Source organism: Bradyrhizobium diazoefficiens USDA 110 (genome assembly GCF_000011365.1).
GTDB classification, from domain to species: Bacteria; Pseudomonadota; Alphaproteobacteria; order Rhizobiales; family Xanthobacteraceae; genus Bradyrhizobium; species Bradyrhizobium diazoefficiens.
The window spans coordinates 6,878,545-6,901,570 of sequence record NC_004463.1 but is presented as its reverse complement, the minus strand read 5'-3'; the positions used below and the strand labels follow the sequence as shown (position 1 = coordinate 6,901,570).

Below are 23,026 nucleotides of genomic sequence, written 5' to 3'. Positions count from 1 at the left end.
TCCGCGGTGGCAGTCTGGATTGCTTCGCTGCGCTTGCAATGACGATGTGGAGGCTGTGAGCGCAACTTCATCCCCGTCAATAGACAAAGAAAAGGGGCCGTCCTGTGTGGGAGCAGGGACGGCCCCGAGTGGCTCGTAGGCCCGGGAGGACGAGGGCGCGGGCCGGCGCAAGTGGCAGGGCACTTACGTTCGAAAAATTGCAGACCAAACCAGACGCGTATTCCGCAACGCCATGTCGCCTGGCGTGTCGAAAGGACGAGCTACGCGGCCGCGCTGGCCATCCAGTCCCTGTCTGCAGCAGGACGGCGCCGCGGCAGCGCTTCCGCTGCGAGAGGCTCGGCCTTGCTGGCGAGGCGCCAGCGTGCCGGAGACTGGCCGCTGATGCGCTTGAAGACGGTCGAAAAATGCGCCTGGGTGCTGAACCCGACGGCAAGCGCGATTTCGGCCAGTGGCCGCCCGGTCGTCGCGAGCAGCGTCTTCGCATGCTCGATCCGGTGATTGAGCAGATATTCGCGCGGACGGTAGCCGGTCGCGGTGCGGAATTGTGCTGCAAAGTGCATTCTGGACAGGCCGGCGACATTGGCGAGTTCGGACAGGCTGATGCAGCGGTCGAAATTGTCCGCGATATATTGCTCAACGCGCCGCAGCCGCCATTTCGGCAAGGCGTTGACCCTGGCACGCGGCGGCTCCAGCCGGGCCAGATGCATCGCAAGGGTCTGGCCGACGCAGCGTGTGAACTCCCGGTCCGCGGCATCGCCATGCTCGGTCAGCGCCCTGGCGAGCTCGGCCGCGAGCGGGTCGCGCAGCAGGACGAGGTCGCCAAGTCCTTCCGCGGCAGGCGATTGCGCCGGGAAATGATCGGCGGAGATATGGAAGTGCAGGAAAGCGCAAGGCGCCTGGAATTGTGCGGCGAGAGGCTTCGACGGTGCGCTGACATAGAGCGTCCCTGCGGGCATGGTGCCGTCGAAAATGACCTGGCGGTCACGGGTCAATTTCGCACGCGTGGCCTTCAGGGCAATGCCGACGAAGTAGCGATCCTCCGGCGTCGTCGCGTCGTGCGACGAGCTGTCTCTGAAATCCTCCCATCGCGAAATCGTGATGTCCTCGATCGCCGCCTCCGGGCCGCGGTCGATCCGGCGCCACCCGCGTTCCCTCGGGATCGCCTGTGCTGCCTGGCGGAGCTGGTGATCGCGCGGCTCGGCCTGAAGATCAATCCAGGCAGGCGCCGCCTGCAAGTCGGTAAACATCGCTCGTCCTCTCTTGGCATCGCGGCCGCTGGCGGCGACCGGCAAACCCCCAAGCCCAAAGCTTTCGACAAGGCTTTCGAGAAGGTTTTCCATGCTCAGAGGATAGGCGTGAGCCGGACAAGAAGCCCGTTAGTGATGATTAGGATGTGTTAGATTTTGTGTGCGCGAACATGGTGTGACAGCCCGTCGCAGAGAGGTCGACTTTCTCAAATGTTTCAAGTCTTTGCGCCGATTGGCGTGGCGCGAGGATGGCGCCGGACCTGATGTGGCGATCGACCCACCGGTGTGAGGTTCGCGCTCGGCGTTCACTGGACATCGCCTCGGCGCTGGATATGGCGCGCCGCGCGTCTCGACGCGGTGGAGGTGGTCGTCAGGATGAGCGAGAAGTGAATGAGCTTTCGGTAGGACATGGCCCCCGCAGCAGTGGATCATGACGTCGAGAGCCGCGCCGGCGGAAGCCGTCGGCGCCTCCTGCTTTCGTCTTCAGCCCTTGTGTCCGTCCAGTCGCGCTAGGAAGTCGCGGACGAGCGACGCGATCTCGTCGGTCGCCTCGTCCAGCGCGAAGTGACCGGCTTCGAGGATGTGAACCTCCGCCTCTGGAACATCGTCGCGATAGGTCGTGGCGCCGGCGACGGCGAAGGATGGATCGTACTTGCCCCAAACCACCAGCGTCGGTGGCCGCGTCTTGCGCAGCCAGTCCTGCCATTTGGGATAGGACGCGACGTTGGTCCGGTAATCCAGGAACAGCGCGGTCTGGATCTCGGCCTGGCCCGGGCGCGTCAGAAACGCGTATTCGTCGGTCCATGTATCCGGATCATAGCGTTCCGGGCGCGGGCTGGAACCGAGGTGCCGCTGGCGTGTCGCCTCCAGAGAGGTGAAGTTGGCCTTGAGCGCCTCGAGTTCGTGCGCCGGATCCGCCCAGTATCTGCGACGCGCTTCCCAGAGCGGGCTCAGCCCCTGCTCATGCGAAACGGCGTTCTGGATGATGATGGCGCTGGTACGTTCGGGATGCGCCAGCGCCATGCGGAAGCCGACGGGGCCGCCGTAATCCTGCATGAACAGCACGTAGCGGCTCAGGCCGAGCTTCGCCGTGAACTCGCCGATCACGCCGGCGATATTGTCGAACGTGTAGGCGAAGCCGGACGGCGGCGGCGCGCTGCTGTTGCCGAAGCCGGGATAGTCCGGTGCGATCAGGTGATATTTGTCGGCCAGCAGCGGCAGCAGGGGCTCCCACATCCGCGAGGAGGAGGGGAAGCCGTGCAACAGCAGCACGGTCGGCGCGTCGGCCGGCCCGGCCTCGCGGTAGAAGATCTTGAGGCCCCGGATCTCGACGGCGTGATAGCTGATCGAGCGCCGGCTCGACCGCAGCTCCTGCGCCGAGGCCTGCACGGTCGCGCAGGCAGCAGAGAGGGCGAGGGTGGCTGGAATGCTCATATGTCGTCGCTCCGATGTCAGGCCGCCGCGCGATCGCCCGCTCCGGCGCTCGCGCGCGCGGCAGCTTCGGCCCGCCGCACGACGTCCGTGAGCTCGGGCGTAAAGCTTTCGTCGCCGTCCTCGATATGTCCCGTCAGCCGCGCCGTGATCTCCTGGAACACCCAGCCGTTGCCATCGGGATCGCTGAACGAGGCGTAGGAGGCGTAGCTCTTGCGCTGCGGGTTCGGGCCGGCGGCAAGGTCCTGCACGCTGGCATGATGGAATATGCCGCCGGGGTCGTGGAACGGCTCACCGACGGTGATGCCGCGACGGCGCAGGTCGTCGCATGCGGCCTCGATGTCGGACACGATGAGATGGAGCCCCTTCACAGAGCCGGGAGCAGCAATGGTGAGGTTGCTGCCGAAAATGACCGAGCAGCCCGAGCTGGGAGGCGTGAACTGGATCACGCGATAATTGCTTGGGCCCTGATAGTCGATGTCGAGCCGCCAGCCGAGGTCGGCATAGAAGCGCTTGGCGCGCTCGACGTCCGAGACCGGGAGGACGACGACCTCGATCTTCATATCGACCGTATCGGTGGCCGCGGGTTCGCGAAGCCCCGCCTCGAGGATGTCGACGTCCTGCTCGACGCTCCCGCCGCTGATGCCGACGCCGGCGACGAGCTGTCCGTCGATGTGCAGCGGCGCGCCGCCGCCCATCGAGCAGAAGCGTCCGCCCGCAACTCCCATCAGGGGAAACAGAGCCTGTCCGGGCTGGACCATCGGAGAAAGCTCCGCCGTTCGCAGCCCCACCAGCGCGGACGTATAGGCCTTCCGCTCCGACAGCTCGAGCGAGAAGGTCGGCGCGCCGCTCATACGGTGCTTGAGAATGATGTTGCCGTGAATGTCGATGATGCAAACCGCCATCGGAACTCTGGCGCGGGTAGCCTCCGCTTCGATGCGCTCTGCGATCGTCTTCGCATAGGAAAGCAGGTCCATGATCGTGTCCTCTCCGAGGAATATCGCGGCGTCGGGAGGCGCCGTCGCGGGCGCCTCCCGAGATGCGACCGCATCCAGAATTTTACGACGCCTTCGCCATCGGTTTGCTCTTGAGGGCGGCGAGCAGCGTCTGCGCGGCGGGGCCCGACGAATGCGGATTCTGTCCCGTGATCAGCTGGCCGGCGCTGACGACGTGCACGCCCCAGTTGGCCGTTTTCGAGAAGACGGCACCGAGCTTCAACATCTCGTCCTCGACGAGGAAGGGAACCACCTTGGTCAGGCCCACGTCCTCTTCCTCGCCGTTGGTGAAGCCGGTCACTTCCTTGCCCTGGACCAGCGGCTTGCCATCGGGCGTCTTGACGTGGCGCAGCGCTCCGGTCGAATGACACACGACGGCGATGGTCTTGCCGGCGGCGAGGAAGGACTCGATCAGCTTGATCGAGTTCTTGTCTTCGGCGAGGTCCCACATCGGGCCATGGCCGCCCGGATAGAACAGCGTGTCGAAGTCTTCCTGCCGGACGCTGTCGAGGCGGACGGTCTCGTCGAGCTGGGCCTCGGCCGCCGCATCGTTCTCGAAACGCACCGTCAGGTCGGTGCGGAACTCGGGCTCGTTGCTCTTGGGGTCGAGCGGCGGACGTCCGCCCTTGGGCGAGGCGAGCGTGATCTCCGCGCCGGAATCCTTGAAGACGTAGTAGGGGGCTGCAAGCTCTTCGAGCCAGAAGCCGGTCCTGCGTCCGGTGTTGCCGAGCTGGTCGTGGGAGGTGATGACCATCAATACTTTCATGACACGGATTCCCTTGATTGCGTTTGCTGAATGACGCGCTCCCTCCTGGTGGAGCACATCGGTGCAAGTCTTCGTCGAGCTGCTGCGTTCGTTCGCCGCTCGCAAGCGTAATCTGCACCCAAGTTGGGCCGTTGGCTCGTTATGTGGTGTTAGACGTTGCGAGGGCGGCGTGTCGCCGCGGCTACTCGAACACGGCGTCGAAGATCTCGACGTCCATCAGCACGGGCCTGGCAATCACGGTTCCATCAGCCTGCAGCGTCTGCACGCGCCGAAGCGTCGGCACCACGATGCCGGCGAAATTGTCATGGGCCCAGGAATAATGCGCGACCTTCATCCCGAAGAGATCGTGATCCGTCCGCCGTTGCAAAGCGCTCTGGTCGAAATAGAAGATCTGCTCGGGCGCGAGAGTGATCAGGTGCGCGGGGAATTGCGCCCGCAGCCGCCGCCAGGTTTCAGTGCCTTCAGACCAGGGTGACAGCTCCTCCAACACGACATCGGGATGAGCGAGCAGGAATGGAATCGTCAGATAGTTCCAGATCGCGACGCCGCAGAAGAAGACGAGATGCAGTTCGTCCGCAAGCGCGGGGGCACTGGCCTCGGGAAATGCAAGGCTCGGATTGCGCCAGGTCCGCAGCACCTCGCCATCCAGGCTTTCGATCGTGATCGCGTCCGGTTGAAAGGAGCCTGAGTGCTCTCCCCCGGTGATGCCGGTGAAGCGGACGGATTGCGTCCGGGTCGAGCCTTCCGCGGTCACATCCTTGAATTCTCTGGCATGTCCGGCACTGGAGAACAGCATTCCGCCGACGGAAAGGTGGAGCGTGAAACGGTTCAAGCTGCTCCAGCGGTCCAAACCGCCACTAGCATCGATTACGTCGTGAAGGAGAGCCATGTCCCGCCATATCCACCGTGAAACGTCACCACCATGGCGGGGCGGATGCGGCTTGGCGTGTTAGAAGTTGTTAGGAGTTGCGAGCAGGCAGTATGGCGGTATCTCGTTGAAGATACTCTCAATTCAGCGCGCCCAGGAGCTCCCTGGCGGCGACGAGATCACGGGTCTGGAGGCCCTCTTGGTACCGCGCGAGGAGCGGCGCGAGCAGATCGCGTGCGTCGCCGGCCTTTCCGGCATGACGCCAGACGCGGCCGAGGCTGATCGCCCCCCGCAGCTCCCAGCCGAGCGCGCATTGCCGGCGTGATAGATCGAGCGATTTCCGGAAGTAATTCTCGGCCCCCGCGGCATTTCCCGACCCGGCCAGGATGTCGCCCTTGACCCTGAGCATCTCCGGCATGTCGAAGGATTCGCCGTGCTCGGGGATCTGGGCGATGGCCTCATCGATCGTACGCAAGGCCTCATCGGGCTGGTTCTGCGCCACGAGACCCTCGGCAAGCGCGGTCGCAAACACCGTCGTCATGATCCGGTGCCGTGTGGCGTATAGCGTAGCCTGGCTGCGGCGAAGATGCTCGATCCCGCCGGCGACGTCGCCGCGGCGCAGCAGCAGCTCGCCCTTCTGGCCGATGCCGACCGCGTGGTAGGGGCCGAGGAAGTGCCGCGCCGAATGGTCGATCAGCCGCTCGATCAGGCTTTCGGCACTGGCCCAGTCGCCCACCCAGAGGAACACGTAGATGGTCCAGATCAGGGAAATGCCGAGGGTGAGCGGCTGTTCGAGCAGCTCGGCCTCGCGCACCGTGTATCTGGCCGCCTCGACGGCCCGATCGGGCCGGCCGGTGAGCCAGAGCCCGCGCGCCAGCGCCACCAGTGCAACGATGCGGTCGTCATAACCGAGATGGCCGATGTTCAGCCGCTGCGAGCCGGGATTGTGCACCATCGCGCTCTCGCAGAACTGCACGGCCTTGTCCTGGTTGCCGATCAGATGGTGGGCGACGCCGAGCATCCATTCCACGTTCAGTGTGGCGGCTGGATCATTCAGCTTCCGCGCGACGCCTTCGCCCTGCTCGCCGGTTCCGAGCGCGCCGTGAAAATCTCCGACCCTGGTCAGGTAGATGTGCAAGCCGCGCAGCAGCCAGAGCTGCCAATGCAGGTCCTCGAGCTCTCTGGCAAGCTGGAGGCTGCGCGTGAAGGCGGAGCGGACCGCCTCCGTATTGCCCTGCGTGAACATCACGGAGACGCCGAGCGCGGCCTGCAACGTCATCTCCTGGCGGCTGTCGATCACACCCTTATCGAGAGACACCAGCGCCTGCTGTGTCCAGCGGTAGCATTCCGTCAGCAATGTCAGCTCGAGGAAGAACTGGGCCGCTGAGGCCGCCAGATCCACGCCGATCGTCCGGTCGCCGACATCCGAGAAGCTCCAGGTCAGCGCGGCCCTCACATTGGGCAGGTGGTCGGCATAGGGAAGGAAGCCGCCCGCGCTCTGCATGCCCGTGGATTTGAGCGCGATGTCGTGCAGGAAATCGCGGAAATATTCGGCGTGGGCACGCGCGACGCGGGCCGCTTCGCCGCTCTCGACCAGCTTGCCGGCGACGAAGGTGCGGGTGGTGTCGAGCAGGCGATAGCGCAGCCGCCGCTCCGCGGGCGAGGTCGCGATCAGGGACTTGGAGAGCAGGTTCGAGATGGCTTCGACGGCCTCGGATTCGCCGATACCCTGGCAGGACGCGACGGCAAGCGCGGCTTCCAGGGTGAAGGGCCCGACGAATACCGATAATCCGCGCAGCGTTGCGCTTTCGGCTGCCGGCAGCAAATCGTAGCTCCAGGCGAGCGCGGCGCTCAGGGTCTGGTGCCGCGGGATTGCGCTACGCCGTCCCCGCCACAGCAGCGAGAAGCGGCTGTCCAGCAGCGAGGCGGTCCCGGCAATGCCATAGGCGTTCACACGTCCGGCCGCGAGCTCGATCGCCAGCGCAATGCCGTCCAGCCGCCGGCAGATCTCGGCGACGAGGGGGGCGTCCTCCTCGCTGAGCTCGAATTCGCTCAGGCTCTCGGCAATGCGTTCCACGAAGAGTCGGCTTGCGGGATAGGCAAGGATGTCGGCGATGCCGAGCCCGTCGCGCTCTGGCGGGCAATCCAGCGGAAACAGCCGATGGACGCGCTCACCTTCGCTGCGAAAGGATTCGCGGCTGGTGGCGAGAATATGCAGCTCCGGCGCCTCCTGGACCAGCCGCTCGGCCACCGGTGCGAGCTCGTCGAGGATGTGCTCGCAACTGTCGAAGACCAGCAGCGTCCGCCGGCTGCGCAGGAACGCCAGCAGGCCCGGCATCGGGTCGTCGGAATTGACGGTCAGGCCCAGGGTTGCCGCAATCGTTCCGGGAACGAGCCGGGCATCCGTCAGCGCTCCGAAATCGACGAAGCTCACCTGGCCGTCGAAGGCCGTGAGCTCGCCATGCGCGACGGCAAGTGCGACCGAGGTCTTGCCGATCCCGCCGGGGCCGACGATTGTGACGAAGCGATGCAGGGCAAGCTCGGCCGAAATCTTCTCGACGGCCTCGCCCCGCCCGATCATCCTCGCAAGCGGTGAGGGCAGCGCGTGGGGCGACGAGACAGGCGGGCTGGTCCGGCTCTCCGAAGGCGCAGGGTGAAGCAGCGGGGCGGTGAAACAATAGCCGCGTCCGGGGACGTTGACGACGTAGCGGGCACCTTCGCCGGCATCGCCTAAGGCCTTGCGCAGCGTCGTGATGTGGAAGCGCAGGCTGCCTTCGTCGACCGTCACGCCGGACCAGACGCGCTTGATCAACTCGCGCTTGTCAACGACCTCGCCGGCGCGCTCGGCGAGAAAAATCAGAATGTCGAGTGCGCGGCCGCCAAGGTGAAGCGGGGCGCCGTCCTTCTCCAGCAGCCGCGACTTTGCGAGCAGCCGGAATGGACCGAAGGCAATGGTCGAATCCTGGTCGTTAGTGTCCGGCACGGGCCAATGATTCCAGTGAAAGGGCTGGCGTCTGCGCTTTGACCTACCTGAGCGAGGTTATCAGTAAACGGACCGAAAGTGGCGAAATCGCGTGGGGATCGGCCGAATGCAGGCGGGATACCCGTCGCGAATTTTGCTTAAACGCGAGCGGTTTATGACGCGACTGCGACAAATCGTCAGCAGGCTTGACCGTCGCGACGACAGCCTCCGCTGCCGGTTTGTGATGCGCCGATCATAACAGAATCTTGCAACGTCTAACGGGCAAAACGCGCGCGATGCATCCAGTATGGCTTCCGAGTTAGGTCCTATTCCAATGGGAGGCTATCATGTCCGTTATCGGCTCCATGTCGGACGCCAGTGCCGTTCGATCTCAATTTGTCGCCAGCCTTGACGATCAGTCGCGTGATTGGAAACTCGTGCTGCGGGAGTCCCATCACCGCATGAAGAACACGCTGACGCTGCTGGGTGCGTCAGTCCGTCGCGACTTCACGCGGGCCGGCACCAGGGACGTGTCGCTTGCGGTGGATCGGTTCGAGCGGCGCGTCGTTGCTTTCGGCAGGCTCTATCAGCTCCTGTCCGACAACGACGATGACTCGGCCGTCCCCGTCGGGGCTTTTTTCGAAAATCTCTGCGGAGCGCTCTCCGAAGCGGTGCTGGAGCCGGCGGGCGTCCGCTGCGAGGCCGCGATCGAGAGCGGCGTGCTGCCGGCATCGCAATGTCATCGGCTCGCGCTGATGCTGACGGAGCTGGTCACGAACGCGGCAAAGCATGCCTTCCCGAACAAGAATGGGGCACTGATCCGCATCGACATGGACAACCGCGACGGCGCCTGGGTCTGCACGGTGGCCGACAACGGGATCGGCGCCACCGGGCCGCTTCAGGGCACCGGCATCCGCATTCTCGAAGGGCTCGCACGCAGCATCCACGCGCGGTTGCATGGCGAGGCGGGGGAGGGCGGCACGCGGGTGACCATCGTGATGCCGGCTGCTTGAAGTTCGACTGTGTCCGGAACCGCTAACGAGCCCAAGCATTCAAGCAGGCATTCGAGAACGAGCGACATTCGTCGTTCTGCGCAAAGTTGAGCCTGCAAAGCAAAGTTGAGCCTGCAAGAATGGGTTCGGTTGAGAGCCCGCGCCTCACATCAGGGAGTTCGACATGGCTACACTCGAAATCGATCGCGAAGCCGGGACCAGACCCTCGCCGTCGCGCAGCGTTGATCTGAAGCTCGAGGTCGTCGTGATCCCGGTGTCCGACGTCGACCGCGCCAAGGCGTTCTACATGCGCCTCGGCTGGCGACTGGACGCCGATTTTTCCTCTGGCGACGACTGGCGCGTGATCCAGTTCACGCCGCCGGGCTCGGCCTGCTCGGTGATCTTCGGCAGGAACGTCACGGCGGCAGCGCCCGGCTCGGTGCGCGGCCTGTATCTGATCGTCTCCGATCTGGAGGCGGCACGACAAGATCTGCTTGGCCGCGGCATCGCGGTCAGCGAGCCGTTCCACGGCGGCGGCGATGTTCATGCCGGGCCGGACGAGCCATACCTGTTCGGCAGTATCCGGGTCAGCGGTGTTGACCCGAAGCGCGGCAGCTACAGCTCCTTCGCCTCGTTCAGCGATCCCGACGGCAATGGCTGGCTGTTCCAGGAGATCACCACACGACTGCCCGGACGCATCGCGGCAGACGGCACGAATTTCCCCTCGCAGAGCGATCTGGCGGCGGCACTGCGCCGCGCGGCGGTGGCGCATGGCGAGCATGAGAAGCGAACCGGCGGACACGACGACAACTGGGCGGACTGGTACGCCGACTACATCGTGCGCGAGCAGGCCGGTCAGCCGCTGCCGTCCTGAAGTTGCTGCATCCTCCATTCACGGCGTGCGATGACTTGGTCATCGCACGCCGTGTTGCGTTGTATCGCGCCCATCGCAGGATCGTCGATCGCTAGCCTCTAGCGCGCAGGCTCGCAACGGCTAACGCGGTCTAACAATCCATAACGAGCAAATCGGAAGTGCCTGCGCCAATCTCCTTTCACGACGAGCCGACGTCTCGATTTCGAATTCGGTCAACGGTGCCGACCAAAGCAAGGGAGATCCAACATGACCACGCAAGCACGAGCCGACATCCTCAACCCCGACCGCCGTCAATTGCTGGGCCAGGCCGCGATGACCGCGGTCGCCGCCAGCGTTGCGAGCCTGTTGCCGCTCCGTCCGGCAAAGGCGGCGGCGAGCGGCGCGATCCGCCCCTTCCACGTCAACGTGCCCGAGGAGGATCTGCTCGATCTGCGCCGGCGCCTCGCGGCAACGCGCTGGCCCGATCGCGAGATCGTCGCCGACCAGTCGCAGGGCGTGCAGCTGACCACGGTCCAGCAGCTCGTGCGCTACTGGCAGAACGATTATGACTGGCGCAAGGTGGAAGCGCGGCTCAACGCGCTGCCGCAATTCGTCACCGAGATCGACGGCGTCGACATCCACTTCATCCACGTCCGCTCCAGGCACGAGAATGCGCTGCCGATGATCGTCACGCATGGCTGGCCGGGTTCGATCATCGAGCAGATGAAGATCGTCGGCCCGCTGACCGATCCAACCGCGCATGGAGCGAAGGCGGCGGACGCGTTCGATCTCGTGATCCCTTCGCTGCCCGGCCATGGCTTCTCCGGCAAGCCGACGACGCTCGGCTGGGATCCACAGCGCATTGCGCGTGCCTGGATCGTGCTGATGAAGCGGCTTGGCTACAATCGCTACGTCGCGCAAGGCGGTGATTGGGGCAATGCGGTGACGGAGCAGATGGCGGTGATCGCGCCGCCGGAATTGCTCGGCATTCACACCAACATGCCCGCCACGGTCCCTGATGACATCGCCAAGGCGCTGCAGCCCGGCGGAACGCGCCCGTCAAACCTCTCGGCCGAAGAGCGCATTGCCTACGACCAGCTCGACGACTTCTACAAGCACGGTCTCGGCTACGCGATCGAGATGTCGAACCGGCCGCAGACGCTCTATGGCCTCGTGGATTCGCCGTCGGGCCTTGCGTCCTGGATGCTCGATCACGATGCGCGCAGCGCCGCGATGATCGCGCGGGTGTTCGACGGCAAGGCGGAAGGGCTGTCGCGCGACGATGTGATCGACAACATCACGCTGTACTGGCTCACCAACACCGCGGTCTCGTCGGCCCGACTGTACTGGGAGAACAAGCTGGTGTTCTTCGAACCCAAGCACATCAATATCCCGGTCGCCGTCAGCGTGTTTCCGGACGAGATCTATGCCGCCCCGCGCAGCTGGACCGAAAAGGCCTACCCGAAGCTGATGCACTACAACCGGCTCGACAAGGGCGGCCACTTTGCCGCCTGGGAGCAGCCCGCGCTGTTCTCTGCGGAAATGCGCACCGCCTTCCGCCCGCTGCGCCAGTCGATCTGAACCGCATGGGGGACGCGCGCACCCGGCGCGTGTCCCAGTCCTTGAACGACACCATATCAGGAGTGCAAACAATGAACCGCCCCGAACGTACCTTCACGACCGAGGACATCCGCCTGGAGCGCCGCCTGCCGTCATATTGGCGCGTCACCTTCGATATGCCGCCGGTGAACATCTTCGGCCCGAGGCAGCTTCCGCTGCTGGGCGACATCGTCACCGCGATCGAGACCGATCCGGAAGTCAAGGTTGTCGTGTTCGACAGTGCCGTCGACGGCTTTTTCATCACGCATTACGACTTCCTCGCGCCGCTGGAGGATTCGCTGGGCATCCCGCCCGGGCCGACCGGTCTCCAGGCGCTGCCCGACATGCTGGTGCGTCTCAGCCGTGCGCCGGTGGTTTCCATTGCCTCGATCCGGGGCCGCGCCACCGGCGTCGGCAGCGAGCTCGCGCTCGCCAGCGACATGCGCTTTGCCAGCCGCGAGAAGGCGATCCTGTCGCAATGGGAAGTCGGTGCGGGCCTCGTGCCCGGTGGCGGACCGATGGCGCGGCTGCCGCGCCTGATGGGCCGCGGCCGTGCGCTCGAAGTGCTGCTCGGCGCCGACGACATCCACGGCGATCTCGCCGAGCGCTACGGCTATGTGAACCGGTCGCTGCCGGATGCCGAGCTCGATGGCTTCGTCGAGGCGCTCGCCATGCGTATCGCGTCGTTCGACAAGGAGGCTATTGCCGAGACCAAGCGCCTGGTCGATGTCGCCAGTCTTCCGCCCGATGTCGAGATCAAGCCCGAGTGGGATGCGTTCCTGGCCGCGCTTGGCCGCCCGGCAAGCCAGGCCCGTATCAAGGCGCTGATGGCGCGCGGCTTCCATCGCGCCGGCGACGTCGAGAACCGGCTCGGCTTCCACGTCGGACAGATCGGAAATTAGAGCGTTTTCGAACGAAGTGGATACCGGTTCGCGTGAAGAAAACGCGTCAAAACAAGAATCCGGAGCGCCGTTCCGATTCCATCGGAATGGGGCTCCGACGGAACCGCTGCGGCGTTCGGCCGGTTGGAATGGTGACAGGCGGTCGTGCCAATGTCGCTTTCCTCCGGTACCGAGCGCCGGCGCTAAACCCAACAAGGAGAATTGAGATGATCCGCAAGGCAACAGCAGTCTGGAAGGGCACCGGCCGCGATGGCACAGGCCATCTGTCGAGCGAATCCGGCGTGCTCGCCGAGACGCCCTATTCGTTCAAGACACGCTTCGAGAACGAGAAGGGCACCAATCCCGAGGAGTTGATCGCTGCGGCCCATGCCGGCTGCTTCACCATGGCGCTGGCCTTCGGTCTTCAGCTTGCCGGTTTCACGCCGGACGAGCTCTCGACCGAGGCCGCGGTTACGCTCGAGCCCGAAGGCAAGGGCTTCAAGATCAGCAAGTCGGCGCTCACGTTGCGCGCCAAGGTGCCGAACCTTGACGACGCAGGTTTCGCCAAGATCGCCGGCGAGGCCGAGAAGAACTGCCCGGTGTCGAAGGTGCTCAACGCGGCGATCACGCTCGACGCCAAGCTGATCTGACCGAACAGAGGGAGCAGCACCATGCCTCGCCAACATCAGCCGGATGAAGACAGGTTCCGCGCGATCCTGCCGGAGGATATCGCGTGGCAGCCGTTCCCGGCGTTTCCATCCGGCGCGCGCCTCGCCGTCATGGTCGGCCATCCCGCCGAGCCCGGACCTTACGTGGTCCGGGTGAAGGTGCCCGGCGGCACTAGGCTGATGCCGCACAAGCATCCTGAGGACCGCATCTACACGGTCATGTCGGGTGTCTTCTATATCGGGCTCGGCGAGCGTTTTGATGGCGACAAGGTCAAGGCCTATCCGCCGGGCAGCGTCATCGTGCTGCCCGGCGAGACCTGGCATTATCACTGGGCGAAATCAGGCGAATACGTCACGCAGGTTTCCGCCATCGGTCCGCTGGGCCTCGAATATCACGATGACCATGATGATCCGCGCTTGCATGCGGCTGCGGACCAGCGCTGAATATCTCGACTGAATGAATGGAGCATCAAATGACGACGGAACGCGCAGTGTTGGCCGGCGGCTGCTTCTGGGGCATGCAGGATCTGATCCGCAGGCAGCCCGGGGTGACTTCGACTCGCGTCGGCTACACCGGCGGAGAGGTCAAGAACGCGACCTATCGCAATCACGAGGGGTACGCCGAGGCGATCGAGATCATCTTCGATCCCGCCAAGACGAGCTACCGGACGATGCTGGAGTTCTTCTTCCAGATCCACGATCCCACCACGCTCAACCGTCAGGGCAATGACTGGGGCACGAGCTATCGCTCCGCGATCTTCACGACGAGCGACGAGCAGAAGCGGATCGCGGAAGACACGATCGCCGACGTCGAGGCCTCGCATCTGTGGCCCGGCAAAGTGGTGACCGAGGTCACGCCCGCCGGCGATTTCTGGGAGGCCGAGCCGGAGCACCAGGATTATCTCGAGCGCTATCCGGACGGCTACACCTGTCACTTCATCCGGCCCGGCTGGAAGCTGCCGCGGCGCGCGGCGGCTGCGGGAGGCTAGATCGCATCGTCACGTATTGCCGGGGAGAGGCTGGGTCTTGCGCGCGGACCGCTCGCGACGGCAGCCGCCTATTGACGAGGAATGCAAATGTGCCGGTTGTCGTCATTTCATTGTGCGGGAGAGTTGCTCCCGACCGTCACCGGCACGCAGGTTTTCGATCCCGAGAACGCCTCGCGGCTCAATGCGCATCTGCCCGGCATCCGCAGATCACGTCCACGGCCTTCCGGGCAAGCTCCCATAGCTCGGCGCGGCGGGCGCCGGCGCGAGCGCGAATGGCGATGGTATGCATCGTGGCAGAGGCGAGGATTGCAAGCGCTGCCGGATCGGCATCACGCTTCAGTTCGCCCTTGTCCTGGGCAAGGCGGAAGCGGGCCTCGAAATCGGCGTCAATCGCGCGCAATCCCGCCGCTACGCTGTTCCGGATCGCCGTATCTTCTGCGACTTCGGTCACCGCGGTTCCCACCACGAAGCAGCCCCGCGCGGTTCCCTTGCCGGAAAAATAGATCGACAGCGCTGCGTCATAGGCCAGCATCAGGGCTTCGTCCAAGGGATGGTCCCCCGCGAGGGCCTCACGCGTGGCGGCAAGGCTTATCTCCCAATAGCGCGCGAGCGCTTCGAGATAGAGCGTGTGCTTGTTGCCGAACACGGCGTAGAGGCTCGGTGGGCTCATGCCGGTCGCGGCGGCGACCTTGTCCAGGGACGTGCCGGAGTAGCCGGTTCTCCAGAACGTCTCCGTCGCTCGCTTGAGGGCCGTCTCTGCGTCATAGGCGGGCGGCCGTCCGCGGCGCGCCGGGCCCGCTTCGCTCTTCTTCCGTGCCATGTCGCCAAAATCCTGGTTGTACTGTTCCACACATATATTTGTATGGACCGTTATAAAAATCAATGGCCGCGCGTCTTGATAGCGGCACTGCAGTACAATATTTGTAACGTACGTTAGTAAAAAAGATAAGACGAGGGCTCACGATGCGTTTGAACTTTGCGCCAATCGCCGGCTGGTTGGGCGATCGCAGCTTCCGCGGAAGCGAGGGGGCTGTGCCATTGTTCGGAGCGGACCTCGGCCGGCGGCTGCGCCGGCCCCTGATGCTCGCGCTGCCGACCGTGGTCGCCGTGTTCGGCGCCTTCATGTATCTTGCGCAGGAACAATATGTCTCGACCGACGACGCGTTCGTGCGTGCCGCCAAGGTGACCATCAACGCGCGGGTGTCAGGCCAGGCGGTCGAGATCGCCGTGCGCGATAACGAGCGCGTGCGACGGGGGCAGGTCCTGTTTCGGATCGATCCCGAGCCCTATCAGATTGCGGTCGATCAGGCCGAGGCGCGGCTCGGCAGCGCGCGACTCCAGATCGACTCGCTCAAGGCGACCCACCGCCAGCAGCAGGCGGAGCTGCAATCGGCCAGGGAATCGGCTTCCTTCGACGAACGTGAGTTCGATCGCAAGAAGATGCTGGTCGCCTCCGACTTCACGCCGCGTGCGGTCTATGAGCGGGCCGAGACCGATCTCAAGGTCGCCCGCCACCGCATGGCATCGATCGAACAGCAGATTGCCAACACGGTCGTCGCGCTCAACGGCGATCCCGATATCGATGCCGATCGTCATCCCACGGTTCGCGCGGCAAGAGCCCAGCTCGACCGGGCGCGGCTCGATCTCTCCTACGCGACGGTGATTGCGCCCGACGACGGTATCGTGACGAAGGTCGACGACTTGCAGATCGGGGGCTTCGTCAACGCGGGAGCGCCGACGTTCTCGCTGATGTCCAGCCGGGACATCTGGATCGAGGCGAATTTTCGCGAGACCGGCCTGACCCACATGCGTCCGGGCCAGGAGGCGACGATCGACGTCGATGCCTATCCGGATCGCAAGTTCAGGGCGCATATCGTCAGCATGAGTCCCGGCACCGGGTCGGACTTCTCGGTCCTGCCGCCGGAGAATGCGACCGGGAACTGGGTCAAGGTCGTGCAGCGGCTGCCGGTGCGCCTCGAGCTCGACGATCTCGATCCGACCCGGCCGTTGTTCTCCGGCATCAGCGTGACGGCGCGGGTCGATACCGGCCACCGCCGCAGCTGGCCGCATCTGCTCCAAGGCGCGCTCGCGACGGAGGTCAAATGAGCACGACCGTCCCATCGACCGGCGCGGCCGGCGACCATCGTGCGATCTCCGCGGCGGCCCTTATCGCGATCTACATGCAGGCTGTGAACATCTCGATACCGAATGCAGCGTTGCCGCACATTCAGGCGACGCTCTCGATGGCGAATGACGAGGTCGGCTGGGTGTTCTCCTCGTATATCGCGGCAAGTGCCGTGACCATGTCGATCACGCAGTGGCTCGCGGGCCGCTATGGCCGCAAGGCGGTCTATCAGGCTGCCCTCGCCATCTTCACGTTCGGTCTTGTCCTCGACACGCTGGCAACGACGTCGATCCAGTTCGTGCTGGCGCGGATCCTCCAGGGCGCGGCGAGCGGACCGCTCGCGCCGCTCTCCTTGGCCATCCTGCTCGAGGTGACGCCGGCGCGGCATGCGCGCATGAGCCTGGCATCGACGGTATGCTCCCTGCTCGGCATCAGCACCGGCCCCGCCATTGGCGGCTGGCTCAGTGAATACTACGGCTGGGCGTCGATCTTCTATGTCAGCCTGCCGATGACGGCCTTCATCTTCATGACGATGGCCTCGCTGCTGAGCGAGAAGCGGGCCGAGCGAAGCCAGCCCTTCGACTTCTTCGGCCTGACGACCTTTTCCGTCGGCATGATCGGGCTACAGATGCTGCTGGACCGCGGCGAGCGCCTCGAATGGTTTGCCTCGACGGAGATCTGGGCCGAGGCGGTCGCCTCGGTCCTGGGTTTCTATCTCTTCAGCGTGCACGTGTTGACGACCCGGGAGCATTTTCTCCGCACGGCGCTGTTCAGGGATCGCAATCTCGTCCTCTCGACGGTCATCTCCTTCGCGCTTGGCTTCGTGCTGCTGCCGACCCTGGCGTTGACGTCTCCGATGCTGGAGGAATTGCTCAACTATCCCGTCGACACCACGGGCTACATGACCATTCCGCGCGGTGTGGCGCTGGTGGGAGCGCTGGTGCTGACGAGCCTGGTTCCGGGGCAGGTCGACTACCGGCCGTTCCTCATGGGCGGCATGGCGCTGGTGGTCTATGCCAATTGGCTGATGCTCGGCTATTCGCCGGCGATGGATTGGCGGCCGGTGGTCGAAGCCGGCATGCTCCAGGGTGCCGGTCTCGGCATGTTGTTGCCGGCGCTCGCGAGGGCCGCGTTCGGCACGCTCGATCCGAAGCTTCGCCCGGAAGGCGGCGCGCTGATCAACCTGTCGCGCCTTTATGGCAGCACCATCGGCATCGCGGTGGTCCAGCTCTTCTTCTATGCCAACACCCAGGCCGTGCACGTCGCGCTCGCCAAGCATCTCACGCCTTTCCGCGTCGCGGCGCATGGCGCGGGCCCGATCGGGAAGCCAAGCCTTGCCGCGCTCAACGGCATGGTCACGCATCAGGCGGCCACGGTCGCGGTCATCGATCAGTTCGAGATCCTGATGTTCGCCATGCTCGTCGTGATCCCGCTGGTGTTCTTTCTCCGCAAGCCACGGCCTGCCGGTTAATGCCGGGGAGCCGCCAACCTCGATCGCTTCGTCCGCTAGGGCGGCGAGCAGACAACAAGGGAGTATCACCATGACGACCTCCGATTCGCTTCGTGACACGAGGATTCCAACTCATGAGTCCGTGACGATTCCGGCAGTGGGATTTGGCACGCTCATTCCGGATCCGCTCGTGACCAGGCAGGCCATCAGGGCCGCATTGGAGGCCGGATTTCGACATCTCGATTGTGCGGAGCGCTATCGCAACGAAGCGGCGGTCGGCGATGCGATGCAGGACGCCTTCAAGGCCGGGAAGCTCCGGCGCGAGGAGCTGTTCGTGACGACGAAGCTATGGAACACCAATCATCGGCCGGAGCGGGTCAAGCCTGCCTTCGACGCCAGCCGCCGACGGCTGCAACTCGACGAGATCGACTGCTACATCATCCATACGCCCTTTGCCTTTCAGCCCGGTGACGAGCAGGATCCGCGCGACGCAAGCGGTCGGGTCATCTATGATTCCGGCGTTACATTGGTGGAGACGTGGCACGCGCTGGAGCGCCTCGTTGACGAGGGGCACTGCAAGTCGATCGGCCTGTCGGACATTACCCTGGAGAAGCTGCGCGAGATCGTTGCCGTCGCGCGGATCAGGCCTGCCATGGTGCAGGTCGAATCGCATCCGTATCTTCCCGAATGGGACCTGCTCGACTTCTGTCGCGAGCATGGCATCGTGCTCCAGGCGTTCGCGGCGTTGGGACATGCCATGGAGCCGCGCGTGCTGGAGGATCCCGTGATCACAGCCATCGCGCGGCGCGTGCAGAAGACACCGGCTCAGGTTTGCCTGGCGTGGGCCGTCCAGCGCGGCACGGCGTTCCTGACGACCTCGACCAATCCCGCGCGAATCCGGGAGAATTTTGACATCTCGGCTCTGCCCGAGGATGCGATGCGGGAGATACGAGACGGGATCACGACGAACGTCAGGTTCAACGCAGTGGTGGAGACTGGCGTGCCCGGATTTATTCCAAGGGCCCGATGAACCGGGCAGTGCGGAGCGATCGCTCGACGGCCGAGCAGCGCTGCCTCAGTTCCGGAGCTGCGCGATCAGGCCTCGGGCCTCGCGCATGTCGGCGGTGCGGGATCCCTCGGTCAGCGGCCGGCAAACGGTTTCCAGAACCTCCAGCGCCTCTGCATCGCGGCCTTGTCCCAGTCTGAACCGCGCGAGGCCGATGGCGCATCTCAGCTCCCACGATCGCGCGCCCTGGTGCGTCGCGATGTCCATGGCCTCGCGAAAAGCCGCTTCGGCGGCGGGCAGGCCCTTGGTCTGCTTGAGCATCAATTCGGCCTTGATGCGCGTCAGCTCCGGCAGATACCAGCGCTCCTGGCGGTCGTTGCAACGCGCCAATATGTCCTCGATCATCTCCAGGCCGCGATCGGTCTGGTCGGCCTCGCCGAAACACGCGGCGAGTTCACCGAGCAGAGGAAGAAAGCGCGGCAGGAAGCGCGCATCGCCGGCGCGGTTGAGCTCTTCGCGCAGCAGCGGCAGGCCGGTCGCGACGTCGCCGCGCTTGGCAACGACTGCCGCGTTGAAGGCGCGTGCCCACAGGCCCCACAGCCGGATCGCGTGTCGCTCGGTGTGTTCGAGCAGCTCGGCGCCGTGGCGTTCCGCGGCGGCGAAATCGCCGGCCCAGAAGGCGATCGGGCAGGCCGCCTGTCCCAGCACGCTGCAGAAGGTCAGCGCGTGGCCGTTGGCGAGGCCCTCCTCGATGGTTCGCGCGGCCAGCGCCTGGGCCTGGTCGGCGAGGCCTTGCAGCCACAGGATGCGGGCCCGGAAATATTGCGTCGATATCCTGAGGTCGAGCGGGAATATCTTCGGCTTCTCCGCCAGCACATGCAGCGACGCGTTCACCCTATCGATGCACAGCCGCGCGTCGTTCTGGTCACCGAGATAATGCAGCGCGACGGCCATGAGCCGGTCGCCCAGCAGGACATCGGACTTGTCGGGAGAATTGGCCGCCGCGTTCGCAAAACGGTCGGCGAGTGCGCGGGCCTTGCCGAACTGTCCGTTGTTGAACTGGTCGATGCACAGGCCCCAGAGCGCGCGCAGGCGGAAATCCTTGTCGTCGAGCCTGTCGGCGATCTCGAGGGTTGTCTCGAGGATCGGGCGCGCCTCGCGCGCACGCCCCTCGCCATACATCAGCGACCAGCCGAGTGCCGACAGGAGCTGCATGCGGACGCGGTCGTCACCGCCGCTGTCTCCGAGCGCCGCCAGTGCCGTTCTGCAGCGCTCGCGGCATTCGGCGAACAGCGAAAGCCGCACCCACAGCGTGACCGTGGCCGCCGTCAGCGCGATTCCCAGCGCGGGATCGCCGTCGGGCCCGAAGGCCCAGTCCAGCGCGGAGCGCACATTGTCCAGCTCCGCGCCATACACGTGCAGCCACTCGGGCAGCGGCGTCGACGTGTCGGCCTCGGCCCGCTCGAAGAAATCGCGAAAATGCTCCGCGTGGCGCCGCGCGAACTGCCTGGTTTCACCGAGCTCGTTGAGCTTTCCATGCGCGTAGGTGCGCGTGGTGTCGAGCAGGCGATAACGCAGCGTCCGCGAGCCCGACGGGGAGATCAGCGATTTGGTGACCAGGCTGTCGATCGCTTCGAGGGTTTCCGATGCGCTGACGCCGTCGCCGGCCGCGACCGTGGCGGCCGCCTCCGGCGCGAAGGGCCCGGCGAACACCGACAGTCGCCGCAAGGTGGCGCTCTCAGCCGCGGGCAACAGGTCGTAGCTCCAGTCGAGGGCCGCGGCGAGCGTCTGGTGCCGCGGTACGGCCGTGCGCCGTCCGCGCCATTGCAGCGAAAAACGGCTGTCGAGCAGGGAAGCCGTGCCTGCGATGCCATAGGCATTGACGCGGCCCGCCGCGAGCTCGATTGCCAGCGCAATGCCGTCGAGGCGCCGGCAGATGCTCGCGACGAGCGGGGCCTCTTCCGCGCTGAGCTGGAACGGACCCGAGCTCTGGGCAATGCGCTCGATGAAGAGTTGGGCCGCGGGGTAGGTGAGGACCTCGTCGACACCCAGGTCTTCCCGTTCCGGCGGACAATCCAGCGGGAACAGCCGGAAGATCCGCTCGCCTTCGCTCCGGAACGACTCGCGGCTGGTCGCGAGAACACGAAGCTGCGGCGCTTCGCGAACGATGCGCTCGACGAGCGGGGCCAGGTTGTCCAGCACGTGTTCGCAGCTGTCGAAGATCAGCAGGGCCGGGCCGGCCTTGAGAAATGTCAGCAGGGCCGGCGTCGGATCCTCCGCGCTGATGGTCAGCCCGAGCGCGGAGGCGATGGTGGTTGCAATGTGGCTGGCATCCCGCAGCGGGCCGAAGTCGACGAAGAAGACGCGGCCGCCGAAATCCTGGGAACGCCGATGCCCGACGGTGACGGCGACCGCGGTCTTGCCGATCCCGCCCGGGCCGACCACGGTCATGAAGCGATAGAGCGACAGTCCGTTCGAGATCTTTTCGATGACCTCCTCTCGTCCGACCATCTTCGCGAGCTGAACGGGCAGGGAGCGCGGAGGAACGATGTCGAGGGGGACCGGCGCGACCGGAGGGGCCGCTTGAGCGAGCGACGCGACGAAGCTATAGCCGCGGCCGGGCACATTGACCACATAACGGGCCGACTTGCCGGTATCGCCGAGCGCCTTGCGCAGCGCTGCGACATGGAAGCGCAGGCTGCCCTCGTCGACATTGACGTCGGCCCAGATGCGCTTGACCAGCTCTCTCTTGTCGACGACTTCACCGGGGCGCCCGGCCAGGAAGATGAGGATATCGAGCGCGCGGCCGCCGACATGAAGCGGCGAGCCCTCCTTCTCCAAGAGCCGGGACTTTGGAAACAGGCGAAATGGCCCAAATGAAATGGCCGAGTCTTCGTTATGCTCTGGCACGCGCCATTGCCCCCACGACGGGAGTCAAAAGGTATTACTTTTTGGTCTAGCAGAACGAGGCGTACAGTAAACTGTCCGAAAGCAGCATGGCTGGCAGACCTGCGCAGATCGCTTGGGTCGCCACCGGCCCGCCGGAATAAGACTTAGAACGTAAGCGGTTAGGTCGCCGTCCCATGGCGACCGCGCCGGGACTTGTCCGGGCGGAGCATTGACGGCGGTCGCGGATTGCTGCGATTGCTTGGTTCGGGAGCCGGTCCCGCCTCGACAGTGACTACCGCTTCCGGAATTGAGACATGCCCTCCTACTCGCGGCGACAGGTCGTTCATGCGTTATCGGGCGCGGCGGCGCTCGCCGCCATCCCGCGCAGCGGGCAAACCGCCGATTATCCGTCTCGTCCCATTCGCCTCGTGCTTCCGTATGGAGCCGGCGGAGCGGGCGATCAGATCGGGCGCCCCTGGGTGGACAAGATGTCGGCGCTGCTCGGGCCGACTTTCGTCGAGTACATCGGCGGCGCCGGTGGCGCGATCGGAACCGCAGCGGTCGCGCGCGAGGAGCCCGACGGCTATTCGCTGCTGCTCGGCAATGGCAGTACGCAGGTCATCATTCCCCTGACCTCGTCAAATCCCGGTTATTCCGTCGGCGATTTCCGGGCCATCTATCGCCTGATCAACAGTGCGCTGGTTTTCGCCGTCCATCCGTCGGTGCCTGCCGCAAATTTGCGCGAACTGATCGCCTACGCGAAGGCCAATCCGGGCAAGCTGTCCTACGGGACGCCCGGGATCGCCACCGGCAATCATCTCGTCGGGGAATCGTTCAAGCAGCAGGCGGGCGGACTGGACATTGTCCACGTTCCCTATCGGGGTATCGCGCAGGCGACCAACGACCTCGTCAGCGGCCAGATCTCGCTCGTCATCGGCGTCATGTCGGTTCAATTGCAGCAGCTGAGCCGGGCCGGAAAGATCCGGCTGCTTGCGGTCACGACCGAAAGGCGGCTGAGCGGCGCACCTGATATTCCGACCGCCGTCGAATCCGGCATGCCGGATCTCAGATATGAGGGCTGGTTCGGCATCTTTGCTCCCAAACTCACCGATGATGCGATCATCGATCGGATCGCGCAGACGACGCGCCTCGCCATGGCCGATCCGGCGCTTCAGGCGAGCTACCGTGCCCAGGGCATGGAGCCGGACAGCGATTCAAGTCCGGACAAATTCCAGCGCATTATCGATGCGACAACGGCAAGCCTGGCGCCCGTGATCAGATCGATTGGATTGAGCAAGTCATGAG

General features: G+C 64.9%; 19 protein-coding genes. 11 read left to right on the top strand and 8 right to left on the bottom strand.

Annotated elements, in window-relative coordinates:
- Window positions 1–260: 260 nt before the first annotated feature.
- The 6 genes from BJA_RS31765 to BJA_RS31740 all read right to left on the bottom strand — a co-directional run bounded on the left by BJA_RS31765 (window position 261) and on the right by BJA_RS31740 (window position 8,290).
- Complete coding sequence (locus tag BJA_RS31765) at window positions 261–1,247, bottom strand: helix-turn-helix domain-containing protein (RefSeq protein WP_038966772.1); 987 nt, start codon at window positions 1,245–1,247, stop codon at window positions 261–263.
- Between the two features lie 483 nt (window positions 1,248–1,730).
- Window positions 1,731–2,681, bottom strand: a complete 951-nt coding sequence (locus BJA_RS31760; protein ID WP_011089011.1) for an alpha/beta fold hydrolase — start codon at window positions 2,679–2,681, stop codon at window positions 1,731–1,733.
- A gap of 17 nt (window positions 2,682–2,698) precedes the next feature.
- Window positions 2,699–3,655, bottom strand: coding sequence for a heme-binding protein (locus tag BJA_RS43900; RefSeq protein WP_011089010.1), 957 nt, complete (start codon window positions 3,653–3,655; stop codon window positions 2,699–2,701).
- A gap of 82 nt (window positions 3,656–3,737) precedes the next feature.
- Window positions 3,738–4,439 carry a type 1 glutamine amidotransferase domain-containing protein gene (locus BJA_RS31750; RefSeq protein ID WP_038966756.1) on the bottom strand — a complete coding sequence of 234 codons (702 nt, stop codon included), beginning with the start codon at window positions 4,437–4,439 and terminating at the stop codon, window positions 3,738–3,740.
- 181 nt (window positions 4,440–4,620) lie between these two features.
- On the bottom strand, window positions 4,621–5,328 hold the full coding sequence (locus BJA_RS31745; RefSeq protein WP_011089008.1) for a hypothetical protein: 708 nt from the start codon (window positions 5,326–5,328) through the stop codon (window positions 4,621–4,623).
- 118 nt (window positions 5,329–5,446) lie between these two features.
- On the bottom strand, window positions 5,447–8,290 hold the full coding sequence (locus BJA_RS31740) for an ATP-binding protein (protein WP_011089007.1): 2,844 nt from the start codon (window positions 8,288–8,290) through the stop codon (window positions 5,447–5,449).
- Window positions 8,291–8,616: 326 nt separating this feature from the next.
- Here BJA_RS31740 and BJA_RS31735 point away from each other — a divergent pair, with 326 nt between their 5' ends.
- From BJA_RS31735 to msrA, 7 genes are all read left to right on the top strand, one after another.
- Window positions 8,617–9,282, top strand: a complete 666-nt coding sequence (locus tag BJA_RS31735; protein ID WP_011089006.1) for a sensor histidine kinase — start codon at window positions 8,617–8,619, stop codon at window positions 9,280–9,282.
- A 163-nt stretch (window positions 9,283–9,445) separates the two neighbouring features.
- Window positions 9,446–10,135 carry a VOC family protein gene (locus tag BJA_RS31730; RefSeq protein WP_011089005.1) on the top strand — a complete coding sequence of 230 codons (690 nt, stop codon included), beginning with the start codon at window positions 9,446–9,448 and terminating at the stop codon, window positions 10,133–10,135.
- A gap of 246 nt (window positions 10,136–10,381) precedes the next feature.
- On the top strand, window positions 10,382–11,695 hold the full coding sequence (locus BJA_RS31725) for an epoxide hydrolase family protein (protein WP_011089004.1): 1,314 nt from the start codon (window positions 10,382–10,384) through the stop codon (window positions 11,693–11,695).
- A gap of 71 nt (window positions 11,696–11,766) precedes the next feature.
- A complete protein-coding gene (locus BJA_RS31720) occupies window positions 11,767–12,615 on the top strand; it encodes an enoyl-CoA hydratase/isomerase family protein (protein ID WP_038966755.1) in 849 nt (282 codons plus the stop codon).
- 206 nt (window positions 12,616–12,821) lie between these two features.
- Window positions 12,822–13,244 carry an OsmC family protein gene (locus tag BJA_RS31715; protein ID WP_011089002.1) on the top strand — a complete coding sequence of 141 codons (423 nt, stop codon included), beginning with the start codon at window positions 12,822–12,824 and terminating at the stop codon, window positions 13,242–13,244.
- 21 nt (window positions 13,245–13,265) lie between these two features.
- The gene (locus BJA_RS31710; protein WP_011089001.1) at window positions 13,266–13,706 is read left to right on the top strand and encodes a cupin domain-containing protein; all 441 of its coding nucleotides are present in this window, start codon (window positions 13,266–13,268) and stop codon (window positions 13,704–13,706) included.
- Window positions 13,707–13,735: 29 nt separating this feature from the next.
- A complete protein-coding gene (gene msrA, locus BJA_RS31705) occupies window positions 13,736–14,251 on the top strand; it encodes a peptide-methionine (S)-S-oxide reductase MsrA (RefSeq protein ID WP_011089000.1) in 516 nt (171 codons plus the stop codon).
- A gap of 178 nt (window positions 14,252–14,429) precedes the next feature.
- Here msrA and BJA_RS31700 read toward each other — a convergent pair whose 3' ends face one another.
- On the bottom strand, window positions 14,430–15,071 hold the full coding sequence (locus tag BJA_RS31700) for a TetR/AcrR family transcriptional regulator (RefSeq protein WP_038966769.1): 642 nt from the start codon (window positions 15,069–15,071) through the stop codon (window positions 14,430–14,432).
- A 143-nt stretch (window positions 15,072–15,214) separates the two neighbouring features.
- Between BJA_RS31700 and BJA_RS31695 the strand changes: the two genes are divergently transcribed.
- From BJA_RS31695 to BJA_RS31685, 3 genes are all read left to right on the top strand, one after another.
- Window positions 15,215–16,357 (top strand): HlyD family secretion protein, encoded by a 1,143-nt coding sequence (locus tag BJA_RS31695; RefSeq protein ID WP_011088998.1) that lies wholly within the window; start codon window positions 15,215–15,217, stop codon window positions 16,355–16,357.
- Entirely contained in the window at window positions 16,354–17,847 is a 1,494-nt protein-coding gene (locus tag BJA_RS31690; RefSeq protein ID WP_011088997.1) for an MDR family MFS transporter, read from the top strand. The genes BJA_RS31695 and BJA_RS31690 overlap by 4 nt, the downstream gene beginning before the upstream one ends.
- A gap of 70 nt (window positions 17,848–17,917) precedes the next feature.
- The gene (locus BJA_RS31685) at window positions 17,918–18,856 is read left to right on the top strand and encodes an aldo/keto reductase (protein ID WP_011088996.1); all 939 of its coding nucleotides are present in this window, start codon (window positions 17,918–17,920) and stop codon (window positions 18,854–18,856) included.
- Between the two features lie 45 nt (window positions 18,857–18,901).
- On the opposite strand, the gene BJA_RS31680 is transcribed toward BJA_RS31685, so the two are convergent.
- Complete coding sequence (locus BJA_RS31680; RefSeq protein WP_011088995.1) at window positions 18,902–21,742, bottom strand: ATP-binding protein; 2,841 nt, start codon at window positions 21,740–21,742, stop codon at window positions 18,902–18,904.
- 293 nt (window positions 21,743–22,035) lie between these two features.
- Between BJA_RS31680 and BJA_RS31675 the strand changes: the two genes are divergently transcribed.
- Window positions 22,036–23,025, top strand: coding sequence for a Bug family tripartite tricarboxylate transporter substrate binding protein (locus BJA_RS31675; RefSeq protein ID WP_011088994.1), 990 nt, complete (start codon window positions 22,036–22,038; stop codon window positions 23,023–23,025).
- Window position 23,026 lies beyond the last annotated feature (1 nt).